The organism is Streptomyces sp. M92 (genome assembly GCF_028473745.1).
Taxonomy (GTDB): domain Bacteria; phylum Actinomycetota; class Actinomycetes; order Streptomycetales; family Streptomycetaceae; genus Streptomyces.
Map to the genome: position 1 here is coordinate 5,179,176 of NZ_CP101137.1, position 26,234 is coordinate 5,205,409.

Sequence of the window (26,234 nt, forward strand, 5' to 3'; positions counted from 1 at the left end):
GGCGACGGAGTCAGAGACCGACGTAGAAGCGGACCGCGGTGCCCTCGTCCCCCGTGTAGGTCCGGACCAGGTCGGCCACGTGGTGCACGAGCAGCAGCCCCCGCCCGCCGATCTGCCCCGGCCGCGGGGGACGGCGCCCGGCGAGCGGATCGGTCAGCCGTCCGGTGTCGCGGACCTCGCACACCACGTGCCCCGCCTCGGCCCACACCGCCAGCTTTCCCCGGCCACCGCCGTGAACCACGCTGTTGGTGGTCAGCTCCGCCACCGCCAGCTCCACGTCCGGCAGCCGCCGCTCGGACAGGCCGAGGGAGCCGGCCCGTTCGACGGCGAAGCGGCGCGCCTCGGGCAGCTCCGCGGTATCGAAACCCAGGACGGCGGCGTCCGGCCCGGGTCCCAGCGGCTCGTTGTACCGGGCGACCACCGCGCGCCAGTCGTAGGCCCCGCTGGCCCGTTCACCGCCCCGGTCGATGACCGTCGGATGGGTGACCAGGGCGTCCGCCAGCACGTCCGCGTCCAGCCGGGTCTCGTCGTACGGACACAGGATGGTCGCCGCACGCCCCGCGAACGCCTCGTTGATCAACGCCTCGTGCTGCGCGCACGCCGGGTACTCCGCCGCGCTCCGCCCGGCCCAGACCGGCTCGCCGATGATCCGCACCCGTCCCCGGTCGTGGCCGTCGGCGAACGCCCGGAGCACGCCGGGGATGATCCGCCCCGGATTGCGCCCGGCCACGCTCATGTCGAGGAAGGTGACCTCCCGCGCGTCCGTGCCCAGCCCGTTCCTGATCAGCTCGAGATTGGGGGCCGGCACCGCCACCGCCACCGGCTCACCGGCGGCCAGCCCTTCCCGTACGAACGACACCGTCCGGTCGGTGTACTCGCCCTCGGAGCGGTAGAACAGGGCCGGATGCGAGAAGGCCTCCTCGGTGCCCGTCGTGGTCATCGCGGCGCCACCTCGATCCGTCGCAGCGATGGCCAGAACAGCTCCAGCACCCGGGGCAGCTGCGGCGGCGGCCGCTCCACGACCACCCGCCCGCCGGACAGGTTCATGGCCGTGACGGCGAGAGCCGCCACGCCGGCCACGTCGACGAAGCGCAGGCCGGACAGTTCCACGTAGGACACGTCCGCGTGCCGCCGGGACAGGTCGGTGAGAGCGTTCTCCCAGGACCGGCGGGTGGTCACGCCGATCTCTCCGCTGGCACGGATGCCGGGACGGCCGGGCAACGGGCCCACCTCCAGCACGGCACCGCCCCGGTCCCGGGACGGCCCGCCCGTGGGGCCTGTGGCATCCACACTCGGTCTCCTTCGGAAATCCGCCGGGTGCCCCGTCCCTGCCCGGGTGCCCTCTCCGGCCAGGAGCCTATCGCGGGGCGGGCGCCGTACGCCGGAAAGAGGACAAAACATGCGACGGGCGAGCGAAGCGGGGAACAAGACAGTGAGCGCCTCCTCCGAAGGGAACACAGAACATGTTCGAAGCCGACAACATCCGTGACTGGCGGGGCCAGGACGTCGTGGACAGCGGCGGCCACAAGATCGGCACCCTGGAGTCCATCTACTTCGACACCGCCACCGACCGGCCCGCGTTCGCGGCGGTCACCATCGGCCTGCCGACCCGTCGGCGTCTGGTGTTCGTTCCGGTCGACAAGGCCACCGTCGGACCGAGCTACCTGAAGGTCACCTACGACAAGGGCCTGGTCAAGGACGCGCCCGGCATCGACCCGGACGGCGAGCTCGCGGCCGAGGACGAGGGCGCGGTCTTCGCCCACTACGACCTGCCGTACGAGCAGGGCAGCCGGGGCGAGCGGCGGCTCGGCCGGCGCTGAACCGTCCGGCGATGCTTCCCGAGGGGAGACGGCCATGAGCCTGTTCCTGCTGCTGTTGCTGGTGGCGCTGGTCCTCGGGGTGATCGGACTGGCCGCCGAAGGGCTGTTCTACCTGTTCGTCGTCGGCGTCGGGGTGCTGGTCGCCGACCTGATCCTCGCCGGCGTGCTCATCGGGCGCCGGACACGCCGCGGACGCTGAGCACCTGCCCGGCGAAGAGGGAGCGCACACGGGGCCGACCGCGCGTACTGCTCGGCGGTCGGCCCCGTGCTATCCCCTCCCGGGACGCCCAGGGGCTGTCGTTCGGATCACGCCGCAGACGCGGGGTCCGGCACGTACTCCCCCACTGCCTGAAGGAGTGGCGGAGGTGCCCCCCAGCGGCGTTGTCGCCGGCTGCCCCTGCGACCTGGTCCGAACAACAGTCCCTAGCCGAGTTCCGCCCCGCGCTCCGCCGCCTGTGTCTCGGAGGTCGCGGTGCCCGTGGCCAGGGTGCCGCCGGCGCTCTCCAGATGGGCCCGCACGAACCACTGGAACTGCTCGAGGTCCCTGAGCTGCCCGATCAGGAGGTCCTCCGTGGCCGGGTCGATCTTCCCGGCCTCCTCGACCGCCGCGCGCATCCCCTCGACCACGCCGGTGTAGACGACGTCGAGTGCGCCGAGGTGGGCGATGGCGTCGGCCCGTCCGATGGAGTAGTCGTCCCACTTCCGTTCGGAGACCAGGGCGCCGGGCGTGCCCTGGGCCACCCCGCCGAGCGCGGCGATGCGCTCCGCGACGTCGTCGGCCATCTCGCGCACCTGGTCGACCTGGGGGTCGATCATCTCGTGCACCGCGATGAAGTGCGGTCCCACGACGTTCCAGTGCACGTGCTTGAGGGTCAGGTGCAGATCGTTGAGGGCGTGCAGACGCATGCGCAGCACGCCGATCAGCCGCCCGGCGGCCTCGCGCTCGATGCCGGGGACCGTGTACTTCGGGGTCAGGTCGTGCGTCATGGCGGACTTCAGCTCCTCATGCGGTTCGTACGTCGTTGCACATGCACGAATGCCCCGCATCGGCGGCGGCAGACATGCACGGCCGGGGAGGACGGGTCTCCCGCCGGCGACGAGCCAATCGTCAGGAAGGCGGCGCGGGCAGCGGCATCGCGCTGAGTGCTCGGGCCGCGTGGACGAGGTTGGAGGCCATGGCCCGGCCGGTGGAGGCCGACCAGTCGTGGCCGCGGTCGTCGTCCAGGTAGTCCGGGCCGGGACCGGGGCCGAGGTGCCAGTAGGTCCACGCCTGGCCGGGGATGGTGTAGCCGATGTCCGTGAGCGCCCCGGCGATCTCGCTGATCACGTGGTGGGCGCCGTCCTCGTTCCCGGTGACCAGGACGCCGGCGACGCGGTTGTAGGCGACGGGGCGCTCATCGTCGTCGGTCTCGGAGAGCATGGCGTCCATGCGTTCGAGGACCCGCTGGGCGATGGAGGACGGGCGGCCGAGCCAGGTCGGCGACGCGATGACCAGGATCTGCGACGAGAGCAGCTTCTCGTGCACACCGGGCCAGTCGTCGCCCTCGCCCATGTCGGTCCGGACCCCGGGTTTCAGGTCGAGATCGACGGCTCGTACGACGTCCACCTCGACGCCGTGGCCCTTGAGAGCCGCGATGACCGTGCCGGCGAGGGCCTCGGTGTTCGAGGGCTGAGGGGAGGGCTTGAGGGTGCAGTTGATGACGAGTGCGCGCATGCCTGACCCTGTTCCCCGCGAGACGGCTCGTGACCGTGGTGGCGGGAAGGCGTTCACCCGCCCGGCCGCACGGCGGTCGCGGGCGGGTGTCCGGCGGCCCGGCGCGGCCCGTCAGGGCGCCGCGATGGCGTCCAGCCTGCCCCGCTTCGCGTCCTCGACCAGCGACGAGAACTGGTCGGCGCTCATCTGCACGCGCTGGCCGAAGTCGTCGGTCAGGACGATCCGCTGCTCCGCGGGGGCGGCCGGATCGACGAACAGCTGCGGGCAGCCGCAGTCGCAGTTGCCGCAGAACGTCGCGACGGGCTCCAGCCCGTGAAGGTCGGTCATACTCCTGCGCCTTCCGTGGGGAACGAGCGACCGCACCGGCGGCCGTGGGGCTGCCGGGGAGATACCCGCCGCGCCGGCCGCGGACGCGCGGACCGCGCCCGGCGCGGAGGCACGGCGGACGGCCACCGTGCGCCGGTGCACCCCGCTCCGCCCCCGCCGCTTCGACGACACGGGGACGGCCGGGAACCAGAAGGGGCCGCCGTCCGACCGTACGTGCGTGAGCCGCGGCGTGTGAGAGGTCGGCTGTGCAGGGGTATGGCGTGCCTCACACGTGTCGGATTGAGTGGGGAACCGGACCGGAATCCGTACTCACCGGCGATCAGGAAAGCCCGGATGCGAGGATGAGGCCGCGATGAGAGCAGGGTGGTGCTGTCGCACGGTACGGGCCGGGGTGTTCGCGGCCGTCTGTGTGCTGCTCGCCGCCCTGGGCCACCTCCTGATGTCCGGCGCGGTCGTGCCCTGGTGGGCCGTGGCGGCGGGCGCGTCGGCGACGGGCACGGCCGCCTGGTGGCTGGCCGGCCGGGAGCGCGGCCCCGTCGCCGTCGTCCTGCTCGCGGTGGCCGCCCAGACCGTCCTGCACGCCGCCTTCTCGCTCGCCCAGGCGACGGCCCACCCCGGTTCCACCGGCGACGCGTCCCTCGTACGCCGGTGGCTCGACGTCCTGCTGTGCCGGATTCCGTCGCACCCTGGCGCGGAGCCGGGCACCGTGCCGATGCCGATGGGCGCCGCGGACCACGGCGGCCATGCCGGGCACGCCACGCACGCCACGGACGCCGTCGGTCACGCCATGGGCGGCATGTCATCCACGGGGATGCTCGCCGCCCACCTGGTGGCCGCGCTGCTGTGCGGACTGTGGCTCGCCCACGGCGAGCGCGCCGCGTTCCGCATCGTGCGGTCGCTCGCCGCCCGGCTCGTCGCCCCGCTGCGCCTGCTGCTGAGGCCGGCCGCGCCGCCGCACCGGCCCCGGGTCCGTCCCGGCCGGGCGGCTTCCGACCGGGCGCCGCGCCGCCTCACCCTCGCCCATGCGATCACCTCCCGGGGACCGCCCGCCCGGAGTGCTGTCGCCTGACGACAGCGGCTCCCCGAGGCCGCCGGCGACCCCGCCGAGCCGTCGAGCCGACGGCGCCGCGCCCCGGGCCCCGGCCGCGCGCTCCCGCGCCCGGCCGCAACCCCGTCACCGGTCCCTGAGTGCCGCCTGCCCGTCCCGCGCGGGCGGGCCCGCCCGGAGACCGGATTCCTGATCCCGACACAAGGACGGACACAGGTGATCACTCCTGCCTCGCCCCCTGCCCGCCGGCGCCCGGACCCGGACGCCGAGGAGGCGTCCATCACGGCCTGGGCGCTCGCCGCGGGCACCGGCGACCCCGACGCGGTCGAGCACTTCGTACGCGCCCTGCACCGGGACGTCCGCCGCTACGTGACGTTCCTCGGTGCCGACCCGCAGAGCGCCGACGACCTCACCCAGGACACGTTCCTGCGGGCCCTCGGCAGCCTGCACCGCTTCGAGGGACGGTCCTCGGCCCGCACCTGGCTGCTCTCCATCGCCCGCCGCGCGGTGGTCGACAACATCCGCCACGATTCCTCCCGGCCACGGCCGGCGGCGACGGAGGACTGGGAGTCGGCCGCCGAACGCACCCAGCCGCGCGGTCTGCCGGGCTTCGACGACGGCATCGCCCTCGCCGACCTGCTGGCCACCCTCCCCGACGAGCGGCGCGAGGCGTTCGTCCTCACCCAGATGCTCGGACTGCCCTACGCGGAGGCGGCCGACGTCAGCGCCTGCCCGATAGGGACGGTGCGTTCCCGGGTCGCACGGGCCCGCAGCTCCCTGATCGAGTGGCTGAACGACGCGGAGCGTCCCGTGCCGGTGACCACCGCCGCGTGACGCGCGAGCCGCGTGACGCACGACGGTGACGGGCGGTCCGGAAACCGGCAGCCAACTGCGGGCCGACCCTGCCGGACCGCCCCCACGACCCGACGCTCTTGGGCAGCCATCCTGTCCCCATGGCCCGCTTCCAGCACACTGTCACGCTCGTCCCCGTGCCCCGCCGCCTGCTGGAGTCGTGCCTCGGCATGCTCCACGACCTCGCCGAAGGCACGGAAGCCGAAGGCACGGAAGCCGACGGAGCGGCGCTGCGGCTGCCCGACGGACGCCCGCTGACCGGTCTGGTCCTGACCGAGGGGCGCCACCTGCGGCCGGGCGCCCGCTACCGGGCCACCGGCGGGGCGGACGGACGCCCGGAGACCGAACCGACCGTCACCGTGTTCGCCTGGGACCGCCGCCGTGAGACGGCACTCGAGGTCGTCACGCAGGACGACGATCCGGCCCATCCCGCCCGGCTGGCCTGCGTACTGGGCGTCCGGAGCGCCGACCGGCCGCGCGAGGCGTGGCTCGAGACGACGGTGCGGACCGGCGCGGGGAAGGGGGCGAAGTACCTCGGCGGCACCGGACGGCTGCGCCTGGATCTCGGCAGATGGTGGGCGTCGGCGGCCGGACACGGCCGACGGTCCTCCGCCGCACCGGTGCGCGGGACCGTGACGCACGCACTCGCCCGCGCCACCGTGACGGTCGTGCCGCGACCGGCTCCGGACGGACGCTGGCGGGTGACCGTGAAGGCGCGCGTCAGGGGCCGTTCCTTCGCGCGTCCCCTGCTCCCCGTCGCCACGGCCGTGGCGGGACGCCGCGCGCACCGGGCCTTCGCCGAGGCGCTGGACGGTGCCGCGGCACAGTGGAACGCACAGGTGCCCAGTATGGTCCGGAAGGAAGTGGAGCAACTGCGCGCGGAGTTGACCGGGCACCTGTGCGTCCCTTCGCACGGATAGAGTGTCCGAATGAACTCCGTATCCGTGCGTGGCGCCACGATCGAGTACGACGACTTTGGCCCTGCGTCGGGGCTCCCGCTGCTGCTGGTCCACGGGCATCCGTTCGACCGCACCCTGTGGGCGCCCCAGGTGACCGCCCTGACGGCGGCCGGGTACCGGGTGGTCACCCCGGACCTGCGCGGCTACGGCCGCAGCGGTGTCACCGCCGGCAAGGTGCTGCTCGCCGACTTCGCCGACGACCTCGCCGCGCTCCTGGACCACCTGGGCATCGAACGCGCGGTGGTCGGCGGCGTCTCCATGGGCGGGCAGATCACCATGGAGTTCCAGCTGCGCCACCCGGAGCGGGTCCGCGCACTGGTGCTGTCCGACACCTCGGCACCCGCGGAGACCGCCGAGGGCAAGGTGTTCCGCAACCGGCTGGCCGACCGGCTCCTCGCGGAGGGCATGGAGGGGTACGCGCACGAGGTCATCGACAAGATGCTCGCCGCCTACAACGTCACCGCCATGCCGGACGTGGCGGCCCGCGTCCTGAAGACGATGTGCGCCACCGACCCGCGGGGCGCCGCCGCCGCGCTGCGCGGCCGGGCCGAACGCCCCGACTACCGGGACGTCCTGGCTTCGGTCCGGGTACCGGTCCTGGTGCTGGTCGGCGCGGACGACGTCTACACCCCCGTGGCGGAGGCCGAGGCCGTCCAGGGCCTCGTCCCGCACGCCGCCCTGGCCGTGATCGAGGGGGCCGGCCACCTCCCCGGCGTCGAGCAGCCCGAGCGCTTCAACGCCGCGCTGCTGCGCTTCCTCGCCGAGCGCCTGTGACCGCCGGCCCGCGTTCCGGCGTAGTGCTCTGGCGCGTGAACAGCGCACATCGCCGGTGAGTGAGCCCTGTACGCGCCCCCGTGACCGAACGGACAATGCGCAGTGGCCGTGATCACGCGGCGGGAGGCGAGACGTCGTCGTACCGCCGCCCGCCGGGAAAGCAGGTCGATCGCCATGCTGTTGCGTCTGCCCACGTCCGTGTCCGAAGCGCAGGAGTGCATGGCGGAGGGAGCGGTGCCCATCGGCGGGGCCACCCTGGTGTGGGCCGCCTGGCAACGGGACGGCTTCCCGGCGCTGGCCATGTCGCTGCGCGACCTGCCGGAGGCGAACGTGCTCGAGCCCGAGGCACTCGGGAGCGCCGTGGTCCTGCACCGCATCGACGACCGCGTGCCCGAGGTGCTGCGCCGGGCGGCCGGCACGGTGGGCACCGGAGCCGTACGCCGGACCGCCACGGTCGGCGGGAACATAGTCGGCAGCAGCCTGCGCTGCCTGCTGCCCGCCGCCCTCGTCCTGGACGCCCGTCCGACCGTCCTGGGACCGGACGGCGCCTACGAGACCGACCTGGCCGAGGTCCTGGCCAAGCGTCACCTGTTGCTCGGTCTGCGCTGGCGCACCCCGGTGGCCAGCGGCTACCGCAAGCAGCCCGCCGAGGCCGGCGGCCCACCGCCCCTGGTCGTCGCCACCGCCGTACACACCGACGACGAGGGCCGCCACCTGCGGGTGGCCGTCCGCGACGGCTACGAGGTGCTCAGCGAGAGCGCGCCGTGCGACGACGGGAGCGCCGAGCAGGTGGCCGCCGCCCTGGAACGCACGGACGTCGGCGCCCTGCCCTCCGGCGCCCGCGACATCGTGCGTGAGCAGGTCGCCGGCGTCCTGGCCTCCCTCTCCTGACGCAGCCGTCCGCCGGCCTCGGGGGGGCCGGCGGACGGACGGAGGACGTACGGCGGGCGTACGTCGGCGTCAGCCGTTGGCCAGCGCCTTGACGCGGTCGAGCGCCCCGTTGAACCTGTCGTGGTCCCCGACGGTCGGCCCGGTCGAGGTGTACTGCCACATCGTGTGGAAGTCCCAGCCGGCCGGGAGCTCGCCCACGCTCGACGCGTACCGGGCGACCCACAGCGGGTTGGTGTCGCCGAAGCCGCTGTAGTTGCCGGTGCACTGCTTCCACCAGTTGGTGGAGGTGTAGATGGCCGCGTGACGCCCGGTGCGCTCCTTGTAGCGGTCCAGGAAGTCGCCGATCCAGTCGACCATCTGACTCGCCGTCCTGCCGTAGCAGGTGGCGCCGTACGGGTTGTACTCGATGTCGAGCACACCCGGCAGGGTCCGGCCGTCCTTGGACCAGCCGCCGCCGTGGTCGACGAAGTAGTCGGCCTGCGCGGCGCCGCTCGCGCCGTCCGGGATCGCGAAGTGGTACGCGCCGCGGATCATGCCGGTGTCGTAGGAACCGTCGTACTGCTGCGAGTAGTAGGGGTTCCGGTAGGACGTGCCCTCGGTGGCCTTCACGTAGGCCCACTTCACCCCGCTCTTCCAGAGGGTGGACCAGGCCACGTTGCCCTGGTGGCTGGAGACGTCGACGCCCTCGGTCTGGGCGACGCGGGTACCGGCGGGCACACCCTGGACGCCCTCGTGGGCCAGGACGCCCATGCCCATGTGGGCGGTGCCGCGGGCGGGTGTCGCGTCCGCGCCGTCGGCCGACGCGGGGACCGCGGACAGGGCCAGCAGGAGCGACTGGGAGGCGAGGAGGACGCCCGACGCGAGCAGGCGGCGTGAGTGGCGGGACGCCACGGATATGGGTTTGCGCATGGCACCCATCCGATCCGCTGTCCCGCCCGGCCGCATCTCACAGTCACCCAGACGGTGTTGGCAAAGCCCCTAACGCTCCTCCGGACCGCCGTGCCGCGGCCCCCGCACCCCGCGTACCAGGACGACCAGCGCCCCCACCGCCACGGCCAGGGCGAGCACACCCAGCAGCGCACGGTCGGAGACGGCCTCCCCGATGCCGCTCATCCGCTGCTCCCAGGCGAACTCGGTGTCCACACCCAGCAGCGAGGGCAGCGCCGAAGTACCGTCGAACAGCAGGAAGACCGCGCCCAGGACGATGAACATCACCCCGCCCGCCAGCGACGTGGAGTGCGTCCGCAGCGGGCCCAGCCGTACCGGCCGGCCACGCAGCCAGTTCCGCCGGCCCAGGTCGAACCGGTCCCACAGGCCGGCCAGCACGAACATCGGCACGGCCATCCCCAGGGCGTACACCGCGAGAAGCGCCCCACCACGCCACGGGTCGCCACCCATCGCGGCCACCGTCAGGACGCTGCCGAGGATGGGCCCGGCGCAGAAGCCGGCCAGCCCGTACACCGCGCCGAGCGCCGTCACGGACAGTGCCGAACCCGACCGGCGGGCCCCGGCCGCCTGCTGCATCCGGCGCGAACCGAACCCCAGGCCCAGCACCTGTGCCACTCCGAGGGCGACGACCAGCCAGCCGCCCACCGTGACCAGCAGGTCCCGGTGCCCGTAGAAGAGGCGCCCGGCCAGCGACCCCGCCACGCCGAGGGGCACCATGGTCAGACACAGTCCCGCGTAGAACAGCGCGGTCCGCCCCAGCAGTCGGGTGCGGCTGGTGAACGAGTAGGCGAAGAACGCCGGCAGCAGCAGGGCCGAGCAGGGGCTGAGCAGCGCCAGCAGCCCGCCGAGGAAGGCCACCGCGAACCCCGGGTCACTCATCGGTCCCGCCCTGTGCGCGTGCTTCCCCGGCGGCGGCCTCGGCCGCCTCGACCGCCTCCGCGAACACGTCCGTGGGCTGGGCGCCCAGGATCGGCCGTCCGTTCACGAGGAAGGCGGGGGTGCTGCTGACGCCGAGCGCGTACCCCTCCTCGACGTCCCGGTTCACGGCCTCGTCCGCCGCGGCGGAGGCCATGTCCGCGCGGAAGCGGTCGAGGTCCCCGACGCCCGCCTCCTCGGCCATGGCGACCAGTTCCTTCTCCGCGAAGTCGCCCTTGTTGCGCTCGCGCGGCTCGCCGTAGGCGGTGTCGTGGAAATCCCAGAACCGGCCCTGCCGTCCCGCCGCCCACGAGGCCCGGGCCGCCTGCTCGGACTCCTCGCCGAAGATCGGGAAGTGGCGCCACTCGATCCGCAGGACGCCCTTGTCGACGTAGTCGCGCAGCAGTTCGGGCTTGGTCTCGCGGGCGAACCGGCCGCAGTAGGGGCACTGGAAGTCCGAGTACTCGATCAGTACGACGGGTGCGTCCGGCTCGCCCAGGGCGTACGGGTCGTCGGCGTCCCGGCGGGCCAGCGCGAGCAGCGCGGGATCGGCGGGCGGGGCGGCTGAGGCGGGGCCGGAGGACGAGGCGGTGGCCGGACGGTCGGCCGACTCGCCGCCACCGCCCAGAGAGACGGCGGCGACGGTGACGGCGGCCACGAGGACCAGGGCGGCCAGGACCACCCGCAGCCGGCGGCGCGGCGTCGGACGGGACTTGCCGGGCAGGCGTGATGCAGCGTTCATGGGTCGACTCCACGGAAGGAGGAAAGAGGGAGGACGAAGGGGGGAAGGGCCGCGGCCGGCGCTCAGACGCGGGCCGGCACCGGGCAGGCCTCGGCCGTCGACAGCCTGCGCAGCGCCGCCTCGGCGAGCAGCGCCAGGGAGGCGACGGCGACGACCGGCTGGAGCGGGGCCCAGTAGGTCAGCGCGCCGGAGCTGCCGAGGAGCAGCAGGACCACCTTGTTGCAGACGGGACAGCCCACGGCGAGGAAGGAGAGCACCCCGCCGAGGGGGCCCAGCCTGCTGCCGGGACCGTCGGTCCGCGGCGTGCCGGAAGCGCCGGGCGGGCGCACGAAGGTGGCCAGCACCAGGCCGGCGAGCACGGCGGTGGCCGCGAGCACCGGATGGTTCCACCACTGGACGGGGACCGAGCGGGAGAAGAAGGGCGAGGGCACGACCGCGGTGGGGACACCCACGACGACGGCGGTCAGGACGGCACCGGCCCCGGCGGCGGCCCACTGGGCGGGCCGCCAGGACACGAGGGCCGCTCCCGCCCGGCGCAGTGACCGGGAGGAGGAGGGCATGGGAGTGCTCCGTTCGAGAGGATGCGGCGGACGCGGCACGAACGGGCCGGTCTAGATCCTCAGAACGGTGGTCGAGGTACCCATGGCACAACTCGCGGGCGGCGCGGGCCCGGCGGTCACACGGACGGGCGGCGACGGGGCCGTACCGCGCTGGGCGGCCGAGTCCGCGGTGCCGGCGGTCGGCGCCTCCGGAACGCGGAGGTCCCCGCGCGTCGACGACTGCTCGGCCAGGCCCTTCTTCTCGCACGGACGCGGCGCCGCGGGCGACGCCTCGTCCCCCGGGGCATGACCGACGGCGAGTACGGCGACCGCGGACGGGGAACCGGCCACCGCGCTCTCCTCAGCGGCGCCCGAGGCCGGTGAACGGCCCGCCCCCGCCACGCACAGCACGGCGACGACCACGGTGACCATCGCCAGCGCACAGCGAAGCAGCGTCACCGCTCGGGTGTGCCTGCCGCGCTGGGACATGGGGACGGCTCCTACCGCAGGGACTGATCGGGGGCTGACTCGGGGACGACCCGGGGACGTGTGCGGAAGCCACCCTACATACCCCCCGCCGGGTGGAGAGCAACCGCCCGGAACGCCTGTATCACATCGCCGGGTTCGATCGGCGAGATGCCGGGGAAGTTCGCTCCTCGGTGGGGTCCGCGGTCGGTCCGGCTTACGCGCACCGGGCGCTGACTAGCATGAGCCGCAGGCCCGCCGACACCTGTCGGCCCGCCCCTTTTCCCCGCTCTCAAGGACCAGAGGGACCGCGGAATGTCAGTGTCTGCACCCCCCACCCCGCCCCGGACGCAGAAAGCCCGCCGCACCACCCCCGCCGTGCCCCTGCTGGTGCTGCCGGCGGCCGCCGCGGCCGCCGGCGCCGCCTGGGCGGCGGCCCCCGAGACCGCCCGGAGCTGGACCGCGACCCTCGCCGTGTCGTCCTGGCTGTGCGTCGCCGTGGCCGTCGTACTCGGCTCCCACCTGGTCGGTCGGGCGCGCCGGACCGCGTCCGACCGGAGGGCGGAGATCAGCGCCCTCAAGGCCCGCATCGCCCACGAGAGCGCGGGTTTCGCACACCTCGTCAACGTGGCCCTGCCGGGCATCGCCCAGCAGGTCCGCGACGGCGTGAGCGCCGAGGAGGCCGTGGCGAACACCGCGCCCGTCTCCGGCGCCCACCTGCGCCAGGTAGTGCAGAGTTTCGCCGCGCTGACCGAGGACGCGGCCCGGCAGTCCGCCGACGCCGACTCCCGCCACCGTCGGGCGGTTCAGGAGACGCGCCGGCTCACCGGGGAACTGGAACACCTCACGAGCAGCACCCTGCCCGCCGCGGTGGAGAAACTGCGCGACGGCACCTCGGCGGAGGTCGTCCTCGCCGAACTTCAGTGGCCGCGCGGCCCGCAGGCACGCGCCTGCGCCGAGCTCTTCGTCCGGGAACTGGCCCACAGCGAACGGCGTACCGCCGCGGCGCAGGCGGCCGCCGCCAAGTCCCTCAGCCGCGTCCAGGCCAAGGCCGTCGGCATGCTCGCCGACCTGCGCGAGATGCAGGACCGCCACGGCGAGGAAGTCCTCGGCGACCTGCTCCGCCTGGACCACAGCACCTCGCAGCTCGGCCTCGTCACCGACCGCCTGGCCCTCCTGATGGGCGGACGCTCCAGCCGGGCCTGGAACAAGCCCATCGTGATGGAGAGCATCCTGCGCGGCGCCGTCGGCCGGATCGCCGCCTACCGCCGGGTCCGCATGCACTGCTCCACCAGTGCCGCGATCTCCGGGTACGCGGCCGAGGGCGTGATGCACCTCCTCGCCGAACTGATGGACAACGCCGCCAACTTCTCGCCGCCCATCGACGAGGTCCACGTCTACGTGGAGGAACGTACCGCCGGAATCGTCATCACCATCGAGGACAGCGGACTGAAGATGGCCGACGCGGCCATGCGCCACGCCGAACAGGCGGTGTCGGGACGCATGAACGACCTGGCCCAGCTCCAGGGCACGCGGCTCGGCCTCGCCGTGGTCGGACGGCTGGCCGCCAAGTACCGGATCGGCGTCAGCTACCGGCCCTCCTCGCGCGGCGGCACGGGCGTCGTCGTCCTGGTCCCGCCGCAACTGCTCGCCCAGCAGCGGGACCCCGGCCCGTACGCGACCCTCGGCCGTACGGCCACCGGTGCCCTCACCGTCCCCGGCCCCGCGCCGGCCCCCGCGGACCGGCGGCGCGTCCCGGACGTCCGCCCCGACCTCCCCGAACAGCCGCCGACGCCACCCCGCCCCGCACCCGCCACCGAGGGAGGGCTGCCGGTGCGTTCCCCGGGCCGCACGATGGCCGCGGCCGAACGCGAACGCCGGGAGCAGCACCGCCGGGCCCCGGACCGGGCGGCGACGGCGCCCCGGGACGCCGGCTCCAGTTTCGGCGCCTTCCACCGCGGCCGCCGCAGCGGGGCGGCCGGCGGGGCACCCGGGACCGAACCGCCCGCCCACGGGTAGCCACGCCGCACTCGCCCCCGCCGCACCCCACGGCGCGCATCGGCGCCCCTCGCCCTTCGAGCTCGTGAGATTGGAGGAACGGGCCGGTGACCGCAGAACCAGGAACCACCGTCCCCCCACCCACCATGCAGACCACCGACAACAGCCTCACCTGGCTCCTGCAGAACCTCCTCGACCGCACCCCCGGCACCCGGCACGCTCTCGTCCTCTCCCGCGACGGCCTCAAGCTGTGCTGGACCGAACACCTCACCCTCGACCGGGCCGACCAGCTCGCCGCGATCTGCTCCGGCATCCAGGCCCTCGCCCAGGGCGCTTCCGTCGAGTTCGGCGACGGAACCGGCGGCGTGCGGCACTCCATGACCGAGTTCCACGGGGGACTGCTGTTCATCGTGGAGGCCGGCGAGGGCGCGCACCTGGCCGTCGTCGCGGTGGAGGACGCCGACCCTGGCGTGGTCGGCCACCAGATGACCGAGATGGTCGAGCAGATCGGTGAGCACCTGCGTGCCGAGCCGCGCCACGCCGTCCCCGGGAGCAGTACGCCGTGACGCGCAGGCCCGTGGACACCGGCGAACCCGACCGGCTCTACACGGTCACCGGCGGACGCAGCCGCGCCGACGACTCGTTCGACCTGGTCACGCTGGTGGTCAGCGAATGCGAGCCGGCGGCCGGCATGCAATCGGAACACGTCCGCATCCTCGACCTGTGCCGGCACCCGACGGCCGTGGTCGAACTGGCCGCCGAGCTGAGCCTGCCGATCACGGTGGTCCGCATCCTGCTCGGCGACCTGCTCGCCACCGGCCGGATCACCGCCCGCCATCCCCGCCTGGGGCAGTCCGCCGCGTCGCACCCCGATACCGCCCTTCTCCAGGAGGTGCTCCATGGGCTCCGCAACCTCTGACCCACCCTCACCGGCCGTCACGGCCTTGGGTCGCACGCCCCTGACCCACGCCGCGGAGACCGGCCTGAAGATCGTCGTCGTGGGCGGCTTCGGCGTCGGCAAGACCACCCTCGTCCGCTCCGTCAGCGAGATCCGCCCCCTCAACACCGAGGAGGTGATGACCCAGGCCGGCGTCGGCGTCGACGAGACCGGCGAGGTCACCGGCAAGACCACCACGACCGTGGCCTTCGACTTCGGCCGGATCAGCCTCAACGACCGCATGGTGCTGTACCTGTTCGGGGCCCCCGGCCAGGAACGCTTCTGGTTCCTCTGGGACCGGCTGTTCTCCGGCACCCTCGGCGCGGTCGTCCTCGTCGACACCCGGCGGATGGACGACTCCTGGTACGCGATAGACCGGCTGGAACACCACCGCACCCCGTTCGTGGTGGCCGTCAACCGCTTCGACGACGACCGTGCCCGCCACTCCCTCGACGAGATCCGGCAGGCACTCGCCCTGTCCGAGGACGTACCGCTGATCGACTGCGACGCACGGGTGCGGACCTCGGGCAAGCACGTACTGGTCACCCTCGTGGACCACCTCTACCGACTGGCACTGGCCCAGGAGAGCGCACCGTGACCGACATCGACCCCGCTCCCGACCGCACCGCACCGCCCGCGTGCCCCGCGCACGACAAGGCCGTGGCGCTCGCCGGACTGGAGTACCAGCAGACACCGTCGGAGCTCTACCGAGGCCTGCGCGCCGAGCACGGCGCCGTCGCCCCGGTGCTCCTGGACGGTGGCGTCCCCGCCTGGCTGGTCCTCGGCTACACCGAGGTCAGCTATGTCACCAGCCACGACGAGCTGTTCGCCCGGGACTCGCGCCGCTGGAACCAGTGGGACGCCATCCCGCCCGACTGGCCGCTGCTGCCCTACGTCGGCCACCAGCCGTCCGTCCTGTTCACCGAGGGTGAGGAACACCGGCGGCGGGCGGGTGTGATCTCGCAGGCCCTCGCGGGCGTCGACCAGTTCGAACTGGCCCGCGACTGCCGCCAGCTCGCCGACGGACTCATCGCGTCCTTCGCGGGCAGCGGCCGGGCCGAGCTGATGCGGGACTACGCCCACGCCCTGCCGATGCGCGCCGCCGTGCGCATGTGCGGGATGCCGCACAGCGGCGACGAGACCCGGCAGCTCGTCGAAGACCTGCGCGTCTCCCTGGACGCGGCGGAGGGCGACGACCCGGTCGCGGCGTACGCGCGGGTGGGCGAGCGCATCCACGGGCTGGTACGCCGGAAGCGGGAGCGGCCCGGCCCCGACGTCACCTCCCGGATGCTGACGCACCCGGCGGGGCTGACCGACGAGGAGACCGTCCAGGATCTGATCTCCGTCATCGCCGCCGCCCAGCAGCCCACCGCCAACTGGATCGGCAACACCCTCCGGCTGCTGCTCACCGACGAACGCTTCGCCCTGAACGTCTCGGGCGGCCGGCTCAGCGTCGGCGAGGCGCTGAACGAGGTGCTGTGGCTGGACACGCCGACCCAGAACTTCATCGGCCGCTGGGCCGTGAACGACACCCAGCTCGGCGGCCGCCAGATCCGGGCCGGCGACTGCCTGGTACTGGGCCTGGCCGCGGCCAACACCGACCCGCAGCTGTGGCCCGAGGCGCACGTGGGAGCCGAGAACTCCGCGCACCTGTCCTTCAGCAACGGCGAGCACCGGTGCCCGTACCCGGCACCACTGCTCGCCGACGTCATGGCCCGCACGGCGGTCGAGACGCTGCTGGAACGCCTCCCCGACCTGGTGCTCGCGGTGGACCCCGACGAGCTGACCTGGCGGCCCTCCGTCTGGATGCGCGGACTGACGGCCCTGCCGGCCCTCTTCACGCCCGTGGTGCCGTGACGGGCGAGGGCGGAGTGAACCGCACCGGCAGCGACTGCGGGCCCCGGGTGAAGACCCCCTGTTCCACCACGTCGAAGCCGTCGGCCGGCCGCAGGCCGGGCATGGCGTCCAGCAACTGGTCCACGCCGGTCTCGACCTCGGCCTTCGCCAGCAGCGCGCCGACGCAGAAGTGCCGTCCGAGCGCGAAGGCGAGATGGTCGGCGGCGGCCGAGAACGCGGTCGTCGTGGTGAGGTCGTCGCGGAGGATGTCGAAACGGTCCGGGTCGCGGTAGCGGTCCCCGTCCCGGTTGGCCGCGCCGATCAGACAGGTGACGGTGGCGCCCGCCGGTATGATGCCGCCGCTCAGCTCCACCTCGGTCGCGGTCTGCCGCATGATCATGTGGACGGGCGGTGTGTAGCGCAGTGTCTCGGCGAAGGCGCGGGGTATCAGGCTCCGGTCCTCGCGCACGGCCGCCAACTGCTCCGGGTGCGCCAGCAGGTTGGCGAAGATGCTCGCGATGGCCTTGTCGGTGGTCTCGCCGCCCGCTGCGAGCAGCAGACTGCAGAACGCCTTGATGTCCTCGTCGCTCATCCGTACCCCGTCCACCTCCGCGGCGCACAGGGCGGACAGCAGGTCGTCGCCCGGGTTCTCGCGGCGCTCCCGGATGACCGGGAACATGTACTCGGCGAACTCCACCCGGGTGCGGGCGCCCGCCGCCGTCACCTCGGGGTCGCCGGAGAGGTTGCCGAGGAAGGCGATGACGGACGTGTACCAGCCGTGGAAGCGGTCGTGGTCGGCCTTGTCCAGGCCCAGCATGTCCGCGATGACGTTGACGGGGAACCGGGTCGCGTAGTCGGCGACCAGATCGGCCCGCCCGGTGTGCCGGAAGGCGTCGATGAGTTCGCGGCTGTTGCGCTCGATGACCGGCAGGAACTTCTCCCGCAGCTCGGCCCCGCGGAAGGCCGGGGCGACCAGCGCGCGCCGCACCGCGTGCTCGCGGCCGCTCAGCTGGAGGATCGTCCTGCCGTGCACGGGCTCGATCTGCCAGTCGTAGTTCTCCGTGGTGAACTGCCCGGCGCGGTCCTTGAAGACGCGTTCCACGTCCTCGTAGCGCGACACGATCCAGCTCTGGGTGGCCTCGTGCCGGATGAGCGGCGCGCTCTCGCGCATCACCCGGTAGGCCGGGTAGGGGTTCGCCGCGAACTCGGGGGAGAGGATGTCGGGGACCTGCTGCGCGGTGGACATGGGGCTCCTCGGTCGACAACGGCCGTACCGCACCAGGCTATTGACGACCGGGCGGGCCCGACAGACCGCGCGGGCGCCCGCGTTCCCGTGCCTACGCCCGCGCGTCGAACGCGGGCCGTCACCCGCAGCAGGCCGGACACGTCCGAGCGCGTGGCCGGCTACCAGACCAACGTCTTCCCGGGCCGGGCCTCCGCCCGCGTCGACGGCCGTTTCCCGCCCGGCCACGAGCAGGAGCTGGTCGACACCATCGACGCCCTGCTCCTGCCCTCGGTCTCCCGGGAGTGGGTCAACCACGACATCTGGAGACCACCTTCGACGGTCCGCTCGTCGACGCCCTGTGCGCGGCGGTGTGCGCCGAGGACCCCGACGTCCATCCCGTGCCGTACTGCAACCCGGGCGGCACCGATGCGAAGGCATTCACCAAGCTGGACATCCGCTGCTTCGGCTCCAAGGGCCTCAAGCTGCCGCACGACCTCGGCTACGGCCGCCTCTTCCACGGCGTCGACGAACGGGTGCCGCTGGAAGGACTGCGCTTCGGCGTGCGGGTGCTGACCCGGCTGCGGCACAGCTGCTGACCGGGACGGCCCGGGGTGCACGTTCCGTTCCGCGAGGAACGCCGACCCGGCTCCGAGCCCCGGACCCGCACACCACGGCCCGGCGTGTACCGGGGGCCGGGCCGTGGTGTGCCGCGTCGCGGGGTGCGGTCAGTCGGCCACGTCGACGCCGTAGCCCCGCGCCAGGGCCTTCAGGTCGTGGTCGTAGCCCTGGCCGACCGCCCGCAGCCGCCAGCTCTGCCCGCGCCGGTAGATCTCGGCGAGCAGCATGGTGCGTTCCGTGGTCGCGGCGTCCAGCGTCGCCTGCACCAGGGCCGCCGCTCCGGTGCCCGGCCCGGAGACGATGTGCAGGGCGCCGACGTCGCCGAAGACCGGGGAACCGTCGACGGCGGCGGCCACGACCACCTTGCGGGCCGACGGCGGCAGCGTCGCGAGGTCCACGCTGATCGTCTGCTCGGTGGGGCCGTCGCTCAGCAGCCGCACCGTCCCGCCCGGGTTCTCCGGGGCGCCGTAGAAGACGAAGTCCTCGTCGAACGAGACCTGCTCGTCCTCGTCCAGCACGAACGCGACCACGTCGATGTCGCAGGCGGTCTGCTGCGCCCAGGACGCGGTGACCGTCCAGCGGTGGGCGGGCCCCCGCCCGCCCTGCAGGGGCAGGTCGACGACACCGCCGCGCGGCAGCACGTGCGCCGCCGCGCGCCGGTCGCCGGCCCCTGGCGCGTCCGTGACGACCGGCGCGACCAGCCACGCGGCGTCGTGGGTGGGCAGGAGCAGCGCCCTGATCCGGGGCAGCCGCCGGTCGGCCTCTCCGCCGTCGAGGATCACCACGTCGGTGACGCCGGCGGACAGGTTGACGGCCGCGGCACCGCCCAACTCGACGACACGGGTACGGGCGGCCACCGCCTCGGGGTGGGTGCCGCCGAGCACCAGGACGCGCCGGCCGGTCAGCGGGCCGCGCGGGCGGGCGCGCCGAGCGGGTTTCGGGGCCTCGGCCGACGAGGCCGGCTGTGTCCGCGCGGCGGGGGCGGTGGTCCCGGTTTCCGGCGCGGAGGGCTCCACGGCGTCGGTGTCGGGTGTCTCCGGCGGGCGCGGGGCCGGGACGGCGGGCAGCGCCGGGGAGGCGGCGTCGGCCCGGGGCTCCCCTTCCTCGTGCGGGACGCCGGCCCGGACGTCGGCGAGCAGCCGCAGGAAGGTCTCCTCGTCGATGAGCGGTACGCCCTCGGCGAGTGCGCGCCGGGCCTTGGCGGAGCCGGTCGCGGAGTCGTTGGCGACCAGGGCGCTGGTGTGCCGGCTGACCGAGGTCATCATGTTCAGCCCCGCCGCCGCGCCCCGCAGCAGCAGGTCCGCCCGCGAGGTCCCGGTCTCCCCGGTCACGGCGATCTTCATGCCCTGCACCAGCGGCCCGCCCTCGGCGAGCCGTCCCGGATTGCGGAACGCGCACGGCGTCTTCGGCGGCTTCGGCGCGAACCGGGGGTCCTGCCGGGGCGGGCAGGCCACCAGGGGCAGCGGCAGGTCCAGACGTGCCGCCTCACGCAGGGAGGCCCGCAGCACGCCCGCCAGCACCCGCGTGTCGTCGAGTGCGTCGTGCGCCCGCGTCTGCACGACGCCGTAGTGGGCCGCGAGCGTGCCGAGCGTCAGGTCGTCGGTCGGCGGGTCCACGCGGCGGTTCAGGGCCAGGGTGCACAGTCGCCGGGCGACGGGCAGCCGCAGTCCCGCCCGTGCGAACTCGTGGGCGAGGAAGTCGTAGTCGAACTGGGCGTTGTGGGCGACCAGGACCCGGCCCTCCAGCAGCGCGGCGATCCGCTCGGCCACCTGCTCGAAGACCGGTGCCCCGCGCAGCCGCCGTGCGGTCAGTCCGTGCACGTGCGCCGGTCCCGGGTCGCAGCCGGGGTCGAGCAGGGTCGAGTACTCACCGGTCTGCTCGCCGTCCGGGCCGAGCGTCACGACGGCCAGGGACAGCACCCGGTCACGACGGGGGACCAGACCGGAGGTCTCGACGTCGACCAGGGCCCACTCGTGGCGATGGTCGAGCACGGCGGAGGAGCCGGGAGCGGCTGACGTGACAGACATGGAGAAAGGATGGAGCTCCGTCCACGGTTCCTTCAACTCGAACGCCGCTTGATCCGGTTTCGCCCTGTTCTCGGCGGGCGTCGGCCGCCGGCGACTCCTTTTGGGAGACTGTCGGGGTGTCATTCGCCAGGCGTTCAGGAGGACTTCGCCATGACCGAGCAACCGCGCGACCGGGTCGCCCGGTACGGGCGCCGTTTCGAGCGGGTCTTCGCGGAGTACTTCGACACTCTCGGCACGACGCTGGACGCCCCGGCGTTCAGCCGCTTCACCCCGGACTGCCTCGCGCTGCTGCGTGACCTGTCCCTGCGGGGAGGCAAGCGGATGCGGGTCGCCCTGCTGCACGAGGCCGCACGACTGGTGCGTGAGGACGCACCGTCCGAGGCACTGGACGCCGCCGCGCTGAGCATCGAGCTGCTGCAGACCCACGGCCTCGTGCACGACGACCTCATCGACGACAGCGCCACCCGCAGGGGCGGGCCCACCACCTACCACGCCTACCTCGACAGGTTCCCCGGCGACCCGCGGGCCGCACTCGGACTGACCGTCCTCGCCGGCGACCTGGCGCTCGCCCTCTCCCTGCGGGTGCTGCTGGACGCCGGGCTCCCGGCCGAGCTGCGGCAGGCGATGACCGAGGTCCAGGTCCGGGCCGCGACCGACACCTTCGTCGGCCAGATCACCGACCTGGAACGGGACTTCACCCCCGGCACACCCGACGACGAGGTCCTCCACGACGTCGCCGACCACAAGTCGGCCCGCTACTCGGTCCTCGCGCCACTGCGCCTGGGGCTCCTCGCCGCCGGTGAGCAACCGGGCCCCCACGAGACGGAACTGCGCCGCTACGCACGGCTGGTCGGCATCTGCGGCCAGATGCGCGACGACTACCTCGACCTGTTCGGCGACGCCGCCGCGATGGGCAAACCGACGGGCGGCGACATCCGCGAGGGAAGGCGCAGCTACACGGTCGCCCGCCTGCTCGCCACCGTGGGCGGCTCGGAACGGGCGCTCGTGGAGCGGGCCCTCGGCGACCGGGACTGCGCCGAGGAGACCGTCGCCACGATCCGTGAGATCGGCGAGCGCCACGGCGTGGCCGCCCGCCTGCGGGCCGACATGCGGCGCCACGCCGAGCAGGCCGCGCAGGTGGCGGCCGGCTGGCGCCCGCGGTGGCGCGAGGACGCGGTCGCCTTTTTCGAGCTGCTGCCCCGGTGGAGCGTCGACCGCGACGCATGACTCGCACCCCCTCCGACGCCTGTTCCCCATGTCGCTCAAAGGGGAAAACCGGATCTTCCGCCCGGACCGCCGGGTCATGCTCTGACCGGATGCGCCGCTGACCAGGCGCATCGGCCACGACGTGATCCCTGGGGGAGAACATGACGCACTCGGCGCGACGGGGCGCGGGAGGGGACGACCGGGCCGTGCTGCTGGCGGCCGGACTCGCCGACCTGGCGGTGAGCACACTCGGCTCGGCGGTCGGCGCGGTGCGCGGACTCCTGCGCCGCTCGGACACCGCCGACCTGGTCCGGGAAGCGGAGCACGACATCCGGTCCCGGGGCAGGCTGGCCCTGGACCGGTACGCGCACGTTCCGCCCGCCCACCTGGAGGTGCTCGCACGGCACGTGCGGGCGCGCCGGGCGGCCGACGCCGGCGATGACTGACCGCTGGGACCGGGACGCCTTCAAGGCGCGCGTCGACGGCGTGCTGCACGGCTTCCTGGACGAGGAGTCCCGCCACCTCCTGGCCATCGACGACACCCTCGCACCCGTGGCCGGGCAGCTCCGGAACGCGGCGGGGCACGGCAAGCGGCTGCGCGCGGCCTTCTGCTACTGGGGCTGGCGGGCGGCCGGACAGCCCGACAGCGACGCCCTGCTGCGGGCGGCGGCCTCGATGGAACTGGTGCACGCCGCGGCGGTCGTCCACGACGACCTCATCGACGACAGCGCCCTGCGCCACGGCCTGCCCACCGCCCACGTCGCCCTGGAGACCGCACTGTCCCGGTCGGGCCGCCCACGGGTCCGCCCGGCCGCCCGGTCCCTGGCCATGCTGGTGGGCGATCACCTGATGGCCCTGGCGGGGGAGCTGTTCGCCACCAGCGGCCTGCCCGCCGCCTACCTCGCCAGGGCCCGCCCCCTGTGGGCCGCGCTCGCCCGTGAACTCGTCGCCGGGGAATGCCTGGAGATATTGCACACCGGCGGACCACCGGACACCGGCACCTCACTGAAGGTGGTCCGGTACAAGACCGCCAAGTACACCGTCGAGCACCCCCTGCTCATCGGCGGCCTGCTCGCCGGCGCGGGCCCCGCGCTGCGGGACGCCTACTCCGCCTACGGCGTGCCCCTCGGGGAGGCGTTCCAGCTGCGCGACGACCTGCTCGGCCTCTTCGGCGACCCGCGGCACACCGGCAAGGAGGAACTGGACGACGTCCGCGCCCACCGCCCCACCGCGCTGCTCGCCGAGACCTGGCGGGCGGCCGACGCCCGGCAGCGCGAGCGGCTGCGCGGCGTGCTGGGCCGCCGCGACCTCGACGACACGCACTTCGACGACGTACGCGACCTGATGCGGGAACTGGGGGCGCCGCAGCGGGTCGAGCAGATGATCCACACCCGCGTGGAGCAGGCCACCCGCGCCCTGGACACCGCCGGCGCACCGCCGCACGCCCGCCGGGCGCTGCGCGACCTCGCCCGGCAGGCCACCGACCGCGTCCACTGACGAGGAGACCGTGATGACCTACACCGAGACGTCGATGGACGCCCTGCGCCGCGGCGGCGACGAACTGGCCGACGCCGTCGTCGCCACTCTGTTCGAGCGCGGCGAGATCGGCAAGTTCAACTCCCTGATGCGCTACGTCTCCACCGCCGGCCAGGAACTGCCCGACGGCCTGCCCGGCGTGGCCCGCGAGTACCTGCGCACCACCGGCACCCCGCCGGACTGGGTGGACTGGGCCGAGATGGAGAAGGCCCGCCTCTTCTTCATCGACAACAACGTGCACATCTCCACGGCACTGTCGTTCGCGTCCATGCCCGCCTGCTACGTCGTCCCGCACGTGGCCAGGCTGCTGTCGGCCACCCACGGACTGAGCTACCCCTCCAAACGCATGGCGGAGACCGGGCAGTTCACCGTCCACCTGATGCAGCCCGACGCCTTCGAGGCCGGCGGCCGGTTCATTCCGGCGGCCCAGAAGGTACGCCTGCTGCACGCCGCCGTCCGCCACCACCTGAAGCGGGAGGACCGCTGGGACACCGAGAACCTCGGCACCCCCATCTGCCAGGAGGACATGATCGGCGGGCAGATGTTCTTCTCCCTGCTCGTCCTGGACAGCCTGCACCGCCTCGGCATCCACATGTCCGCCGAAGGGGCGGACGCCTACTTCTACGCCTGGCGCGTGGTCGGCGCCGTCCTCGGCGTCGACCAGACGGCCGTACCCACGACGCTCGACGAGGGACGGCAGTTCCTCGACCTGTACATGCTGCGCCACATGGGCCCCTCCGAGGAGGGCGCCCACCTCACGCGACAGCTGATCGACCTGTACGAGGAGGTCGTCCCGGGCAGCCTCTTCGACCCGGTGGTGTCCGCACTGATCCGCTACCTCGTCGGCGACACGTGCGCCGACTGGCTGGAGGTCCCCCGCACCGCCTGGGACACCGCCGTGAAGGCCGCACCGCACCTCCTCGGCGTGCTGGAGACGATCGAGGACCGCTCACCCTTCGGGGCGTGGGCGCTGGACCGGCTCGGCCACCTCACCACGGTCCTGGAACTGTCCACCCTCACCCGCGGGCGCGTCATGCACTACGCGATCCCGGAACAACTGAGGAAGGAGTACGGCGTCACGGGCGCGGCATCCCGCACCCGCCGCTGGACCCCGCCGCCCGCCACCGTCTCCTGAACACCGGGCGCGCGGCCGGGCGTCAGGCGATGGACGCCGATATGACGGCCGACACGGCGACGTTGCAGGAGGCCGTCACCCACACCGCGGGGTGGGGCTCCGGCTCGACCAGCGTCGCGCCCAGCCGGCCCGGCGTGATCAGGTCCACCACCAGGAAGGCCACGGCCATCATCACGAGCCCCAGCAGCCCGAACGCCGCGGTCGACACCAGGCCCTTGCCGAAGTCCTCGTACGTCGTCCAGATGGAGGTGAAGACGATGCCGCCGATGCCGAGCAGCGCGGAGCTGAGCAGCACGGCCGCGTTGCGGTTGCGCTGCTCCCAGATCAGCCGGCCGAGCTTTCCCGGCGTCAGCACGTCGACCAGGACGATGCCGAGGACCAGGAGGACCAGGCCGAGACCGCCGTAGGCGGTGGCGCGGCCGAGTCCGTTGACGATGTCGCTCATGGGGTTGCCGGCTCCGTAGCGTCAGGGATCGTGAGTGATCGTGGTCAAAGCGTGGTCGGGGTGGTGCGAGACGCAGCGCGCAAAATGTAGCGCACGCGTTCGGTCCCCCGACCCGCGGTACGGCGATCCGGCGGCCCGCCGGACGCGGGGTCAGGACGCCGCGGCCAGGGCCCGGTTGCGGCGGACGGAGGACAAGAACGACGACCCGATCAGGACGACGCCGATGAGGCCCGTGACGATCTCGCTGATCTCGTACCGGATGGTCACCAGGAGGATGACGGCGAGGGCGCCGATGGCGTAGTGGGCGCCGTGCTCCAGGTAGACGTAGTCGTCGAGCGTGCCCTGGCGGACCAGGTAGACGGTCAGGGACCGGACGTACATGGCGCCGATGCCGAGGCCGAGGGCCATCAGGACGATGTCGTTGGTGATGGCGAAGGCGCCGATGACGCCGTCGAAGGAGAACGACGCGTCCAGGACCTCCAGGTAGAGGAACATGAAGAACGCCGCCTTGCCCGTCAGGGCCACGGCCGAGCGGGGTCCGCCGCCGCGCGCCGCCCGTTCCTCGGCGGCCCGCTCGCGCTCCTCCTCCCGTTCGAGCCGCTCCTCGAAGAAGCCGGACAGGCCGCCGACGACCATGTAGGTGATCAGCCCGCCGACACCGGCGAGCAGCACCGTCTCCGCTTTGTCGACGTGGGTGCCGCCGTGCTGGTGGGCGTGGGCGCCGAAGGTGAGCGCGGAGACCAGCAGCACGATCAGCGCCACGCACACCGACAGCATGTCGACCCTGCCGAGCCTGGCCAGCGGGCGCTCCAGCCACCCCAGCCACTTGATCTCCCGGTCCTCCAGGACGAAGTCCAGGAAGATCATCAACAGGAACATGCCACCGAAGGCGGCGATCGACGGATGGGCGTCCGTCACCAGCTCCTGGTAGCGCTGCTTGTCCGTGAGGGCCAGATGGACCGCCGACCACGGGTTCAGCCGGGCACTGATCGCGACGATCACCACCGGGAAGACCAGGCGCATGCCGAAGACGGCGATCAGGATGCCGACGGTGAGGAAGATCTTCTGCCAGAAGGCGCTCATCTTCTTCAGGATCCCGGCGTTGATCACCGCGTTGTCGAACGACAGGGAGACCTCCAGCACGGCGAGGATCGCCACGAGGCCGAAGGCGGTCCACCCGTCGTAGAGCACTCCCAGGACCAGACCGAGGGCGGTGGCGGCGAAGGCCCAGCGGAACGTCTTCAACAGCACGGGCTGATCACTCACTCCTGTTGTCG

At 73.3% G+C, this 26,234-nt stretch carries 30 protein-coding genes and 1 pseudogene; 17 read left to right on the plus strand and 14 right to left on the minus strand.

Features of this window, described 5'->3' with window-relative positions; translation table 11 throughout:
* Nucleotides 1–10 precede the first annotated feature (10 nt).
* Together M6G08_RS23335 and M6G08_RS23340 are read right to left on the minus strand one after the other, a co-directional pair.
* Complete coding sequence (locus M6G08_RS23335; protein WP_272589110.1) at nucleotides 11–940, minus strand: anti-sigma factor RsbA family regulatory protein; 930 nt, start codon at nucleotides 938–940, stop codon at nucleotides 11–13.
* Nucleotides 937–1,290, minus strand: a complete 354-nt coding sequence (locus tag M6G08_RS23340) for an STAS domain-containing protein (RefSeq protein ID WP_272589111.1) — start codon at nucleotides 1,288–1,290, stop codon at nucleotides 937–939. The genes M6G08_RS23335 and M6G08_RS23340 overlap by 4 nt, the downstream gene beginning before the upstream one ends.
* 173 nt (nucleotides 1,291–1,463) lie before the next feature.
* On the opposite strand from M6G08_RS23340, the gene M6G08_RS23345 reads away from it, so the two are divergent.
* Both M6G08_RS23345 and M6G08_RS23350 read left to right on the plus strand, forming a co-directional pair.
* Nucleotides 1,464–1,820: a PRC-barrel domain-containing protein gene (locus tag M6G08_RS23345; RefSeq protein WP_272589112.1), complete on the plus strand. Its 357-nt coding sequence runs from the start codon at nucleotides 1,464–1,466 to the stop codon at nucleotides 1,818–1,820.
* 34 nt (nucleotides 1,821–1,854) lie between these two features.
* Nucleotides 1,855–2,019: a hypothetical protein gene (locus M6G08_RS23350; protein WP_272589113.1), complete on the plus strand. Its 165-nt coding sequence runs from the start codon at nucleotides 1,855–1,857 to the stop codon at nucleotides 2,017–2,019.
* 224 nt (nucleotides 2,020–2,243) lie between these two features.
* Here the strand turns inward: M6G08_RS23350 and M6G08_RS23355 are convergent, their stop codons facing one another.
* The 3 genes from M6G08_RS23355 to M6G08_RS23365 all read right to left on the minus strand — a co-directional run bounded on the left by M6G08_RS23355 (nucleotide 2,244) and on the right by M6G08_RS23365 (nucleotide 3,861).
* Nucleotides 2,244–2,807 carry a Dps family protein gene (locus M6G08_RS23355; RefSeq protein WP_272589114.1) on the minus strand — a complete coding sequence of 188 codons (564 nt, stop codon included), beginning with the start codon at nucleotides 2,805–2,807 and terminating at the stop codon, nucleotides 2,244–2,246.
* Nucleotides 2,808–2,928: 121 nt separating this feature from the next.
* The gene (locus M6G08_RS23360) at nucleotides 2,929–3,534 is read right to left on the minus strand and encodes a flavodoxin family protein (protein WP_272589115.1); all 606 of its coding nucleotides are present in this window, start codon (nucleotides 3,532–3,534) and stop codon (nucleotides 2,929–2,931) included.
* 111 nt (nucleotides 3,535–3,645) lie between these two features.
* Nucleotides 3,646–3,861, minus strand: a complete 216-nt coding sequence (locus tag M6G08_RS23365; protein ID WP_272589116.1) for a hypothetical protein — start codon at nucleotides 3,859–3,861, stop codon at nucleotides 3,646–3,648.
* Nucleotides 3,862–4,213: 352 nt separating this feature from the next.
* Between M6G08_RS23365 and M6G08_RS23370 the strand changes: the two genes are divergently transcribed.
* The 5 genes from M6G08_RS23370 to M6G08_RS23390 all read left to right on the plus strand — a co-directional run bounded on the left by M6G08_RS23370 (nucleotide 4,214) and on the right by M6G08_RS23390 (nucleotide 8,385).
* Nucleotides 4,214–4,930, plus strand: coding sequence for a hypothetical protein (locus M6G08_RS23370; protein ID WP_272589117.1), 717 nt, complete (start codon nucleotides 4,214–4,216; stop codon nucleotides 4,928–4,930).
* A 195-nt stretch (nucleotides 4,931–5,125) separates the two neighbouring features.
* Complete coding sequence (locus M6G08_RS23375) at nucleotides 5,126–5,743, plus strand: sigma-70 family RNA polymerase sigma factor (protein ID WP_272589118.1); 618 nt, start codon at nucleotides 5,126–5,128, stop codon at nucleotides 5,741–5,743.
* A gap of 119 nt (nucleotides 5,744–5,862) precedes the next feature.
* A complete protein-coding gene (locus M6G08_RS23380; RefSeq protein ID WP_272589119.1) occupies nucleotides 5,863–6,681 on the plus strand; it encodes a hypothetical protein in 819 nt (272 codons plus the stop codon).
* A 9-nt stretch (nucleotides 6,682–6,690) separates the two neighbouring features.
* Complete coding sequence (locus M6G08_RS23385; RefSeq protein ID WP_272589120.1) at nucleotides 6,691–7,494, plus strand: alpha/beta fold hydrolase; 804 nt, start codon at nucleotides 6,691–6,693, stop codon at nucleotides 7,492–7,494.
* Nucleotides 7,495–7,668: 174 nt separating this feature from the next.
* Nucleotides 7,669–8,385 (plus strand): FAD binding domain-containing protein, encoded by a 717-nt coding sequence (locus M6G08_RS23390; protein WP_272589121.1) that lies wholly within the window; start codon nucleotides 7,669–7,671, stop codon nucleotides 8,383–8,385.
* Nucleotides 8,386–8,454: 69 nt separating this feature from the next.
* Here the strand turns inward: M6G08_RS23390 and M6G08_RS23395 are convergent, their stop codons facing one another.
* From M6G08_RS23395 to M6G08_RS23415, 5 genes are all read right to left on the minus strand, one after another.
* The gene (locus tag M6G08_RS23395; RefSeq protein ID WP_272589122.1) at nucleotides 8,455–9,294 is read right to left on the minus strand and encodes a lysozyme; all 840 of its coding nucleotides are present in this window, start codon (nucleotides 9,292–9,294) and stop codon (nucleotides 8,455–8,457) included.
* Between the two features lie 69 nt (nucleotides 9,295–9,363).
* Complete coding sequence (locus M6G08_RS23400; protein ID WP_272589123.1) at nucleotides 9,364–10,212, minus strand: cytochrome c biogenesis CcdA family protein; 849 nt, start codon at nucleotides 10,210–10,212, stop codon at nucleotides 9,364–9,366.
* A complete protein-coding gene (locus M6G08_RS23405) occupies nucleotides 10,205–10,990 on the minus strand; it encodes a DsbA family protein (RefSeq protein ID WP_272589124.1) in 786 nt (261 codons plus the stop codon). Before M6G08_RS23405 ends, M6G08_RS23400 begins: the two co-directional genes overlap by 8 nt.
* A gap of 62 nt (nucleotides 10,991–11,052) precedes the next feature.
* Entirely contained in the window at nucleotides 11,053–11,550 is a 498-nt protein-coding gene (locus tag M6G08_RS23410; RefSeq protein ID WP_272589125.1) for a hypothetical protein, read from the minus strand.
* A 51-nt stretch (nucleotides 11,551–11,601) separates the two neighbouring features.
* Nucleotides 11,602–12,018: a hypothetical protein gene (locus M6G08_RS23415; protein ID WP_272589126.1), complete on the minus strand. Its 417-nt coding sequence runs from the start codon at nucleotides 12,016–12,018 to the stop codon at nucleotides 11,602–11,604.
* A 291-nt stretch (nucleotides 12,019–12,309) separates the two neighbouring features.
* On the opposite strand from M6G08_RS23415, the gene M6G08_RS23420 reads away from it, so the two are divergent.
* From M6G08_RS23420 to M6G08_RS23440, 5 genes are all read left to right on the plus strand, one after another.
* Nucleotides 12,310–14,013, plus strand: coding sequence for a sensor histidine kinase (locus tag M6G08_RS23420; protein ID WP_272589127.1), 1,704 nt, complete (start codon nucleotides 12,310–12,312; stop codon nucleotides 14,011–14,013).
* A gap of 125 nt (nucleotides 14,014–14,138) precedes the next feature.
* Complete coding sequence (locus M6G08_RS23425; RefSeq protein WP_217251431.1) at nucleotides 14,139–14,558, plus strand: roadblock/LC7 domain-containing protein; 420 nt, start codon at nucleotides 14,139–14,141, stop codon at nucleotides 14,556–14,558.
* Complete coding sequence (locus tag M6G08_RS23430; protein WP_272589129.1) at nucleotides 14,555–14,911, plus strand: DUF742 domain-containing protein; 357 nt, start codon at nucleotides 14,555–14,557, stop codon at nucleotides 14,909–14,911. Before M6G08_RS23425 ends, M6G08_RS23430 begins: the two co-directional genes overlap by 4 nt.
* Nucleotides 14,892–15,527 carry a GTP-binding protein gene (locus tag M6G08_RS23435; protein WP_272589130.1) on the plus strand — a complete coding sequence of 212 codons (636 nt, stop codon included), beginning with the start codon at nucleotides 14,892–14,894 and terminating at the stop codon, nucleotides 15,525–15,527. Before M6G08_RS23430 ends, M6G08_RS23435 begins: the two co-directional genes overlap by 20 nt.
* Complete coding sequence (locus M6G08_RS23440; RefSeq protein WP_272589131.1) at nucleotides 15,524–16,786, plus strand: cytochrome P450; 1,263 nt, start codon at nucleotides 15,524–15,526, stop codon at nucleotides 16,784–16,786. The genes M6G08_RS23435 and M6G08_RS23440 overlap by 4 nt, the downstream gene beginning before the upstream one ends.
* On the opposite strand, the gene M6G08_RS23445 is transcribed toward M6G08_RS23440, so the two are convergent.
* On the minus strand, nucleotides 16,767–18,011 hold the full coding sequence (locus M6G08_RS23445) for a cytochrome P450 (protein WP_272589132.1): 1,245 nt from the start codon (nucleotides 18,009–18,011) through the stop codon (nucleotides 16,767–16,769). The genes M6G08_RS23440 and M6G08_RS23445 overlap by 20 nt on opposite strands.
* 150 nt (nucleotides 18,012–18,161) lie before the next feature.
* Between M6G08_RS23445 and M6G08_RS23450 the strand changes: the two are divergent.
* A pseudogene (locus tag M6G08_RS23450) lies at nucleotides 18,162–18,586 on the plus strand (M20/M25/M40 family metallo-hydrolase); the annotation flags it as partial.
* Between the two features lie 129 nt (nucleotides 18,587–18,715).
* Here M6G08_RS23450 and M6G08_RS23455 read toward each other — a convergent pair.
* Complete coding sequence (locus tag M6G08_RS23455; protein ID WP_272589133.1) at nucleotides 18,716–20,635, minus strand: TerD family protein; 1,920 nt, start codon at nucleotides 20,633–20,635, stop codon at nucleotides 18,716–18,718.
* 150 nt (nucleotides 20,636–20,785) lie between these two features.
* On the opposite strand from M6G08_RS23455, the gene M6G08_RS23460 reads away from it, so the two are divergent.
* The 4 genes from M6G08_RS23460 (at nucleotide 20,786) to M6G08_RS23475 (ending at nucleotide 24,512) form a co-directional block, all read left to right on the plus strand.
* Nucleotides 20,786–21,862: a polyprenyl synthetase family protein gene (locus M6G08_RS23460; RefSeq protein ID WP_272589134.1), complete on the plus strand. Its 1,077-nt coding sequence runs from the start codon at nucleotides 20,786–20,788 to the stop codon at nucleotides 21,860–21,862.
* 140 nt (nucleotides 21,863–22,002) lie between these two features.
* Nucleotides 22,003–22,287, plus strand: a complete 285-nt coding sequence (locus M6G08_RS23465) for a polyprenyl synthetase (protein WP_272589135.1) — start codon at nucleotides 22,003–22,005, stop codon at nucleotides 22,285–22,287.
* A complete protein-coding gene (locus M6G08_RS23470; protein WP_272589136.1) occupies nucleotides 22,280–23,338 on the plus strand; it encodes a polyprenyl synthetase family protein in 1,059 nt (352 codons plus the stop codon). The genes M6G08_RS23465 and M6G08_RS23470 overlap by 8 nt, the downstream gene beginning before the upstream one ends.
* Nucleotides 23,339–23,351: 13 nt before the next feature.
* Nucleotides 23,352–24,512 (plus strand): oxygenase MpaB family protein, encoded by a 1,161-nt coding sequence (locus M6G08_RS23475; protein ID WP_272589137.1) that lies wholly within the window; start codon nucleotides 23,352–23,354, stop codon nucleotides 24,510–24,512.
* A gap of 22 nt (nucleotides 24,513–24,534) precedes the next feature.
* Here the strand turns inward: M6G08_RS23475 and M6G08_RS23480 are convergent, their stop codons facing one another.
* Nucleotides 24,535–24,957, minus strand: a complete 423-nt coding sequence (locus M6G08_RS23480; protein ID WP_272589138.1) for a DUF350 domain-containing protein — start codon at nucleotides 24,955–24,957, stop codon at nucleotides 24,535–24,537.
* Between the two features lie 150 nt (nucleotides 24,958–25,107).
* The gene (locus M6G08_RS23485) at nucleotides 25,108–26,208 is read right to left on the minus strand and encodes a DUF475 domain-containing protein (protein WP_272589139.1); all 1,101 of its coding nucleotides are present in this window, start codon (nucleotides 26,206–26,208) and stop codon (nucleotides 25,108–25,110) included.
* Nucleotides 26,209–26,234 lie beyond the last annotated feature (26 nt).

What these genes read in the sequence shown, in the direction of transcription:
- M6G08_RS23335 (WP_272589110.1), bottom strand. Translation starts at nt 940, where the DNA reads ATGACCACGACGGGCACCGAGGAGGCCTTCTCGCATCCGGCCCTGTTC.
- M6G08_RS23345 (WP_272589112.1), top strand. Translation starts at nt 1,464, where the DNA reads ATGTTCGAAGCCGACAACATCCGTGACTGGCGGGGCCAGGACGTCGTG.
- M6G08_RS23350 (WP_272589113.1), top strand. Translation starts at nt 1,855, where the DNA reads ATGAGCCTGTTCCTGCTGCTGTTGCTGGTGGCGCTGGTCCTCGGGGTG.
- M6G08_RS23355 (WP_272589114.1), bottom strand. Translation starts at nt 2,807, where the DNA reads ATGACGCACGACCTGACCCCGAAGTACACGGTCCCCGGCATCGAGCGC.
- M6G08_RS23360 (WP_272589115.1), bottom strand. Translation starts at nt 3,534, where the DNA reads ATGCGCGCACTCGTCATCAACTGCACCCTCAAGCCCTCCCCTCAGCCC.
- M6G08_RS23365 (WP_272589116.1), bottom strand. Translation starts at nt 3,861, where the DNA reads ATGACCGACCTTCACGGGCTGGAGCCCGTCGCGACGTTCTGCGGCAAC.
- M6G08_RS23370 (WP_272589117.1), top strand. Translation starts at nt 4,214, where the DNA reads ATGAGAGCAGGGTGGTGCTGTCGCACGGTACGGGCCGGGGTGTTCGCG.
- M6G08_RS23380 (WP_272589119.1), top strand. Translation starts at nt 5,863, where the DNA reads ATGGCCCGCTTCCAGCACACTGTCACGCTCGTCCCCGTGCCCCGCCGC.
- M6G08_RS23385 (WP_272589120.1), top strand. Translation starts at nt 6,691, where the DNA reads ATGAACTCCGTATCCGTGCGTGGCGCCACGATCGAGTACGACGACTTT.
- M6G08_RS23390 (WP_272589121.1), top strand. Translation starts at nt 7,669, where the DNA reads ATGCTGTTGCGTCTGCCCACGTCCGTGTCCGAAGCGCAGGAGTGCATG.
- M6G08_RS23395 (WP_272589122.1), bottom strand. Translation starts at nt 9,294, where the DNA reads ATGCGCAAACCCATATCCGTGGCGTCCCGCCACTCACGCCGCCTGCTC.
- M6G08_RS23400 (WP_272589123.1), bottom strand. Translation starts at nt 10,212, where the DNA reads ATGAGTGACCCGGGGTTCGCGGTGGCCTTCCTCGGCGGGCTGCTGGCG.
- M6G08_RS23405 (WP_272589124.1), bottom strand. Translation starts at nt 10,990, where the DNA reads ATGAACGCTGCATCACGCCTGCCCGGCAAGTCCCGTCCGACGCCGCGC.
- M6G08_RS23410 (WP_272589125.1), bottom strand. Translation starts at nt 11,550, where the DNA reads ATGCCCTCCTCCTCCCGGTCACTGCGCCGGGCGGGAGCGGCCCTCGTG.
- M6G08_RS23415 (WP_272589126.1), bottom strand. Translation starts at nt 12,018, where the DNA reads ATGTCCCAGCGCGGCAGGCACACCCGAGCGGTGACGCTGCTTCGCTGT.
- M6G08_RS23420 (WP_272589127.1), top strand. Translation starts at nt 12,310, where the DNA reads ATGTCAGTGTCTGCACCCCCCACCCCGCCCCGGACGCAGAAAGCCCGC.
- M6G08_RS23425 (WP_217251431.1), top strand. Translation starts at nt 14,139, where the DNA reads ATGCAGACCACCGACAACAGCCTCACCTGGCTCCTGCAGAACCTCCTC.
- M6G08_RS23435 (WP_272589130.1), top strand. Translation starts at nt 14,892, where the DNA reads ATGGGCTCCGCAACCTCTGACCCACCCTCACCGGCCGTCACGGCCTTG.
- M6G08_RS23445 (WP_272589132.1), bottom strand. Translation starts at nt 18,011, where the DNA reads ATGTCCACCGCGCAGCAGGTCCCCGACATCCTCTCCCCCGAGTTCGCG.
- M6G08_RS23455 (WP_272589133.1), bottom strand. Translation starts at nt 20,635, where the DNA reads ATGTCTGTCACGTCAGCCGCTCCCGGCTCCTCCGCCGTGCTCGACCAT.
- M6G08_RS23460 (WP_272589134.1), top strand. Translation starts at nt 20,786, where the DNA reads ATGACCGAGCAACCGCGCGACCGGGTCGCCCGGTACGGGCGCCGTTTC.
- M6G08_RS23465 (WP_272589135.1), top strand. Translation starts at nt 22,003, where the DNA reads ATGACGCACTCGGCGCGACGGGGCGCGGGAGGGGACGACCGGGCCGTG.
- M6G08_RS23470 (WP_272589136.1), top strand. Translation starts at nt 22,280, where the DNA reads ATGACTGACCGCTGGGACCGGGACGCCTTCAAGGCGCGCGTCGACGGC.
- M6G08_RS23475 (WP_272589137.1), top strand. Translation starts at nt 23,352, where the DNA reads ATGACCTACACCGAGACGTCGATGGACGCCCTGCGCCGCGGCGGCGAC.
- M6G08_RS23480 (WP_272589138.1), bottom strand. Translation starts at nt 24,957, where the DNA reads ATGAGCGACATCGTCAACGGACTCGGCCGCGCCACCGCCTACGGCGGT.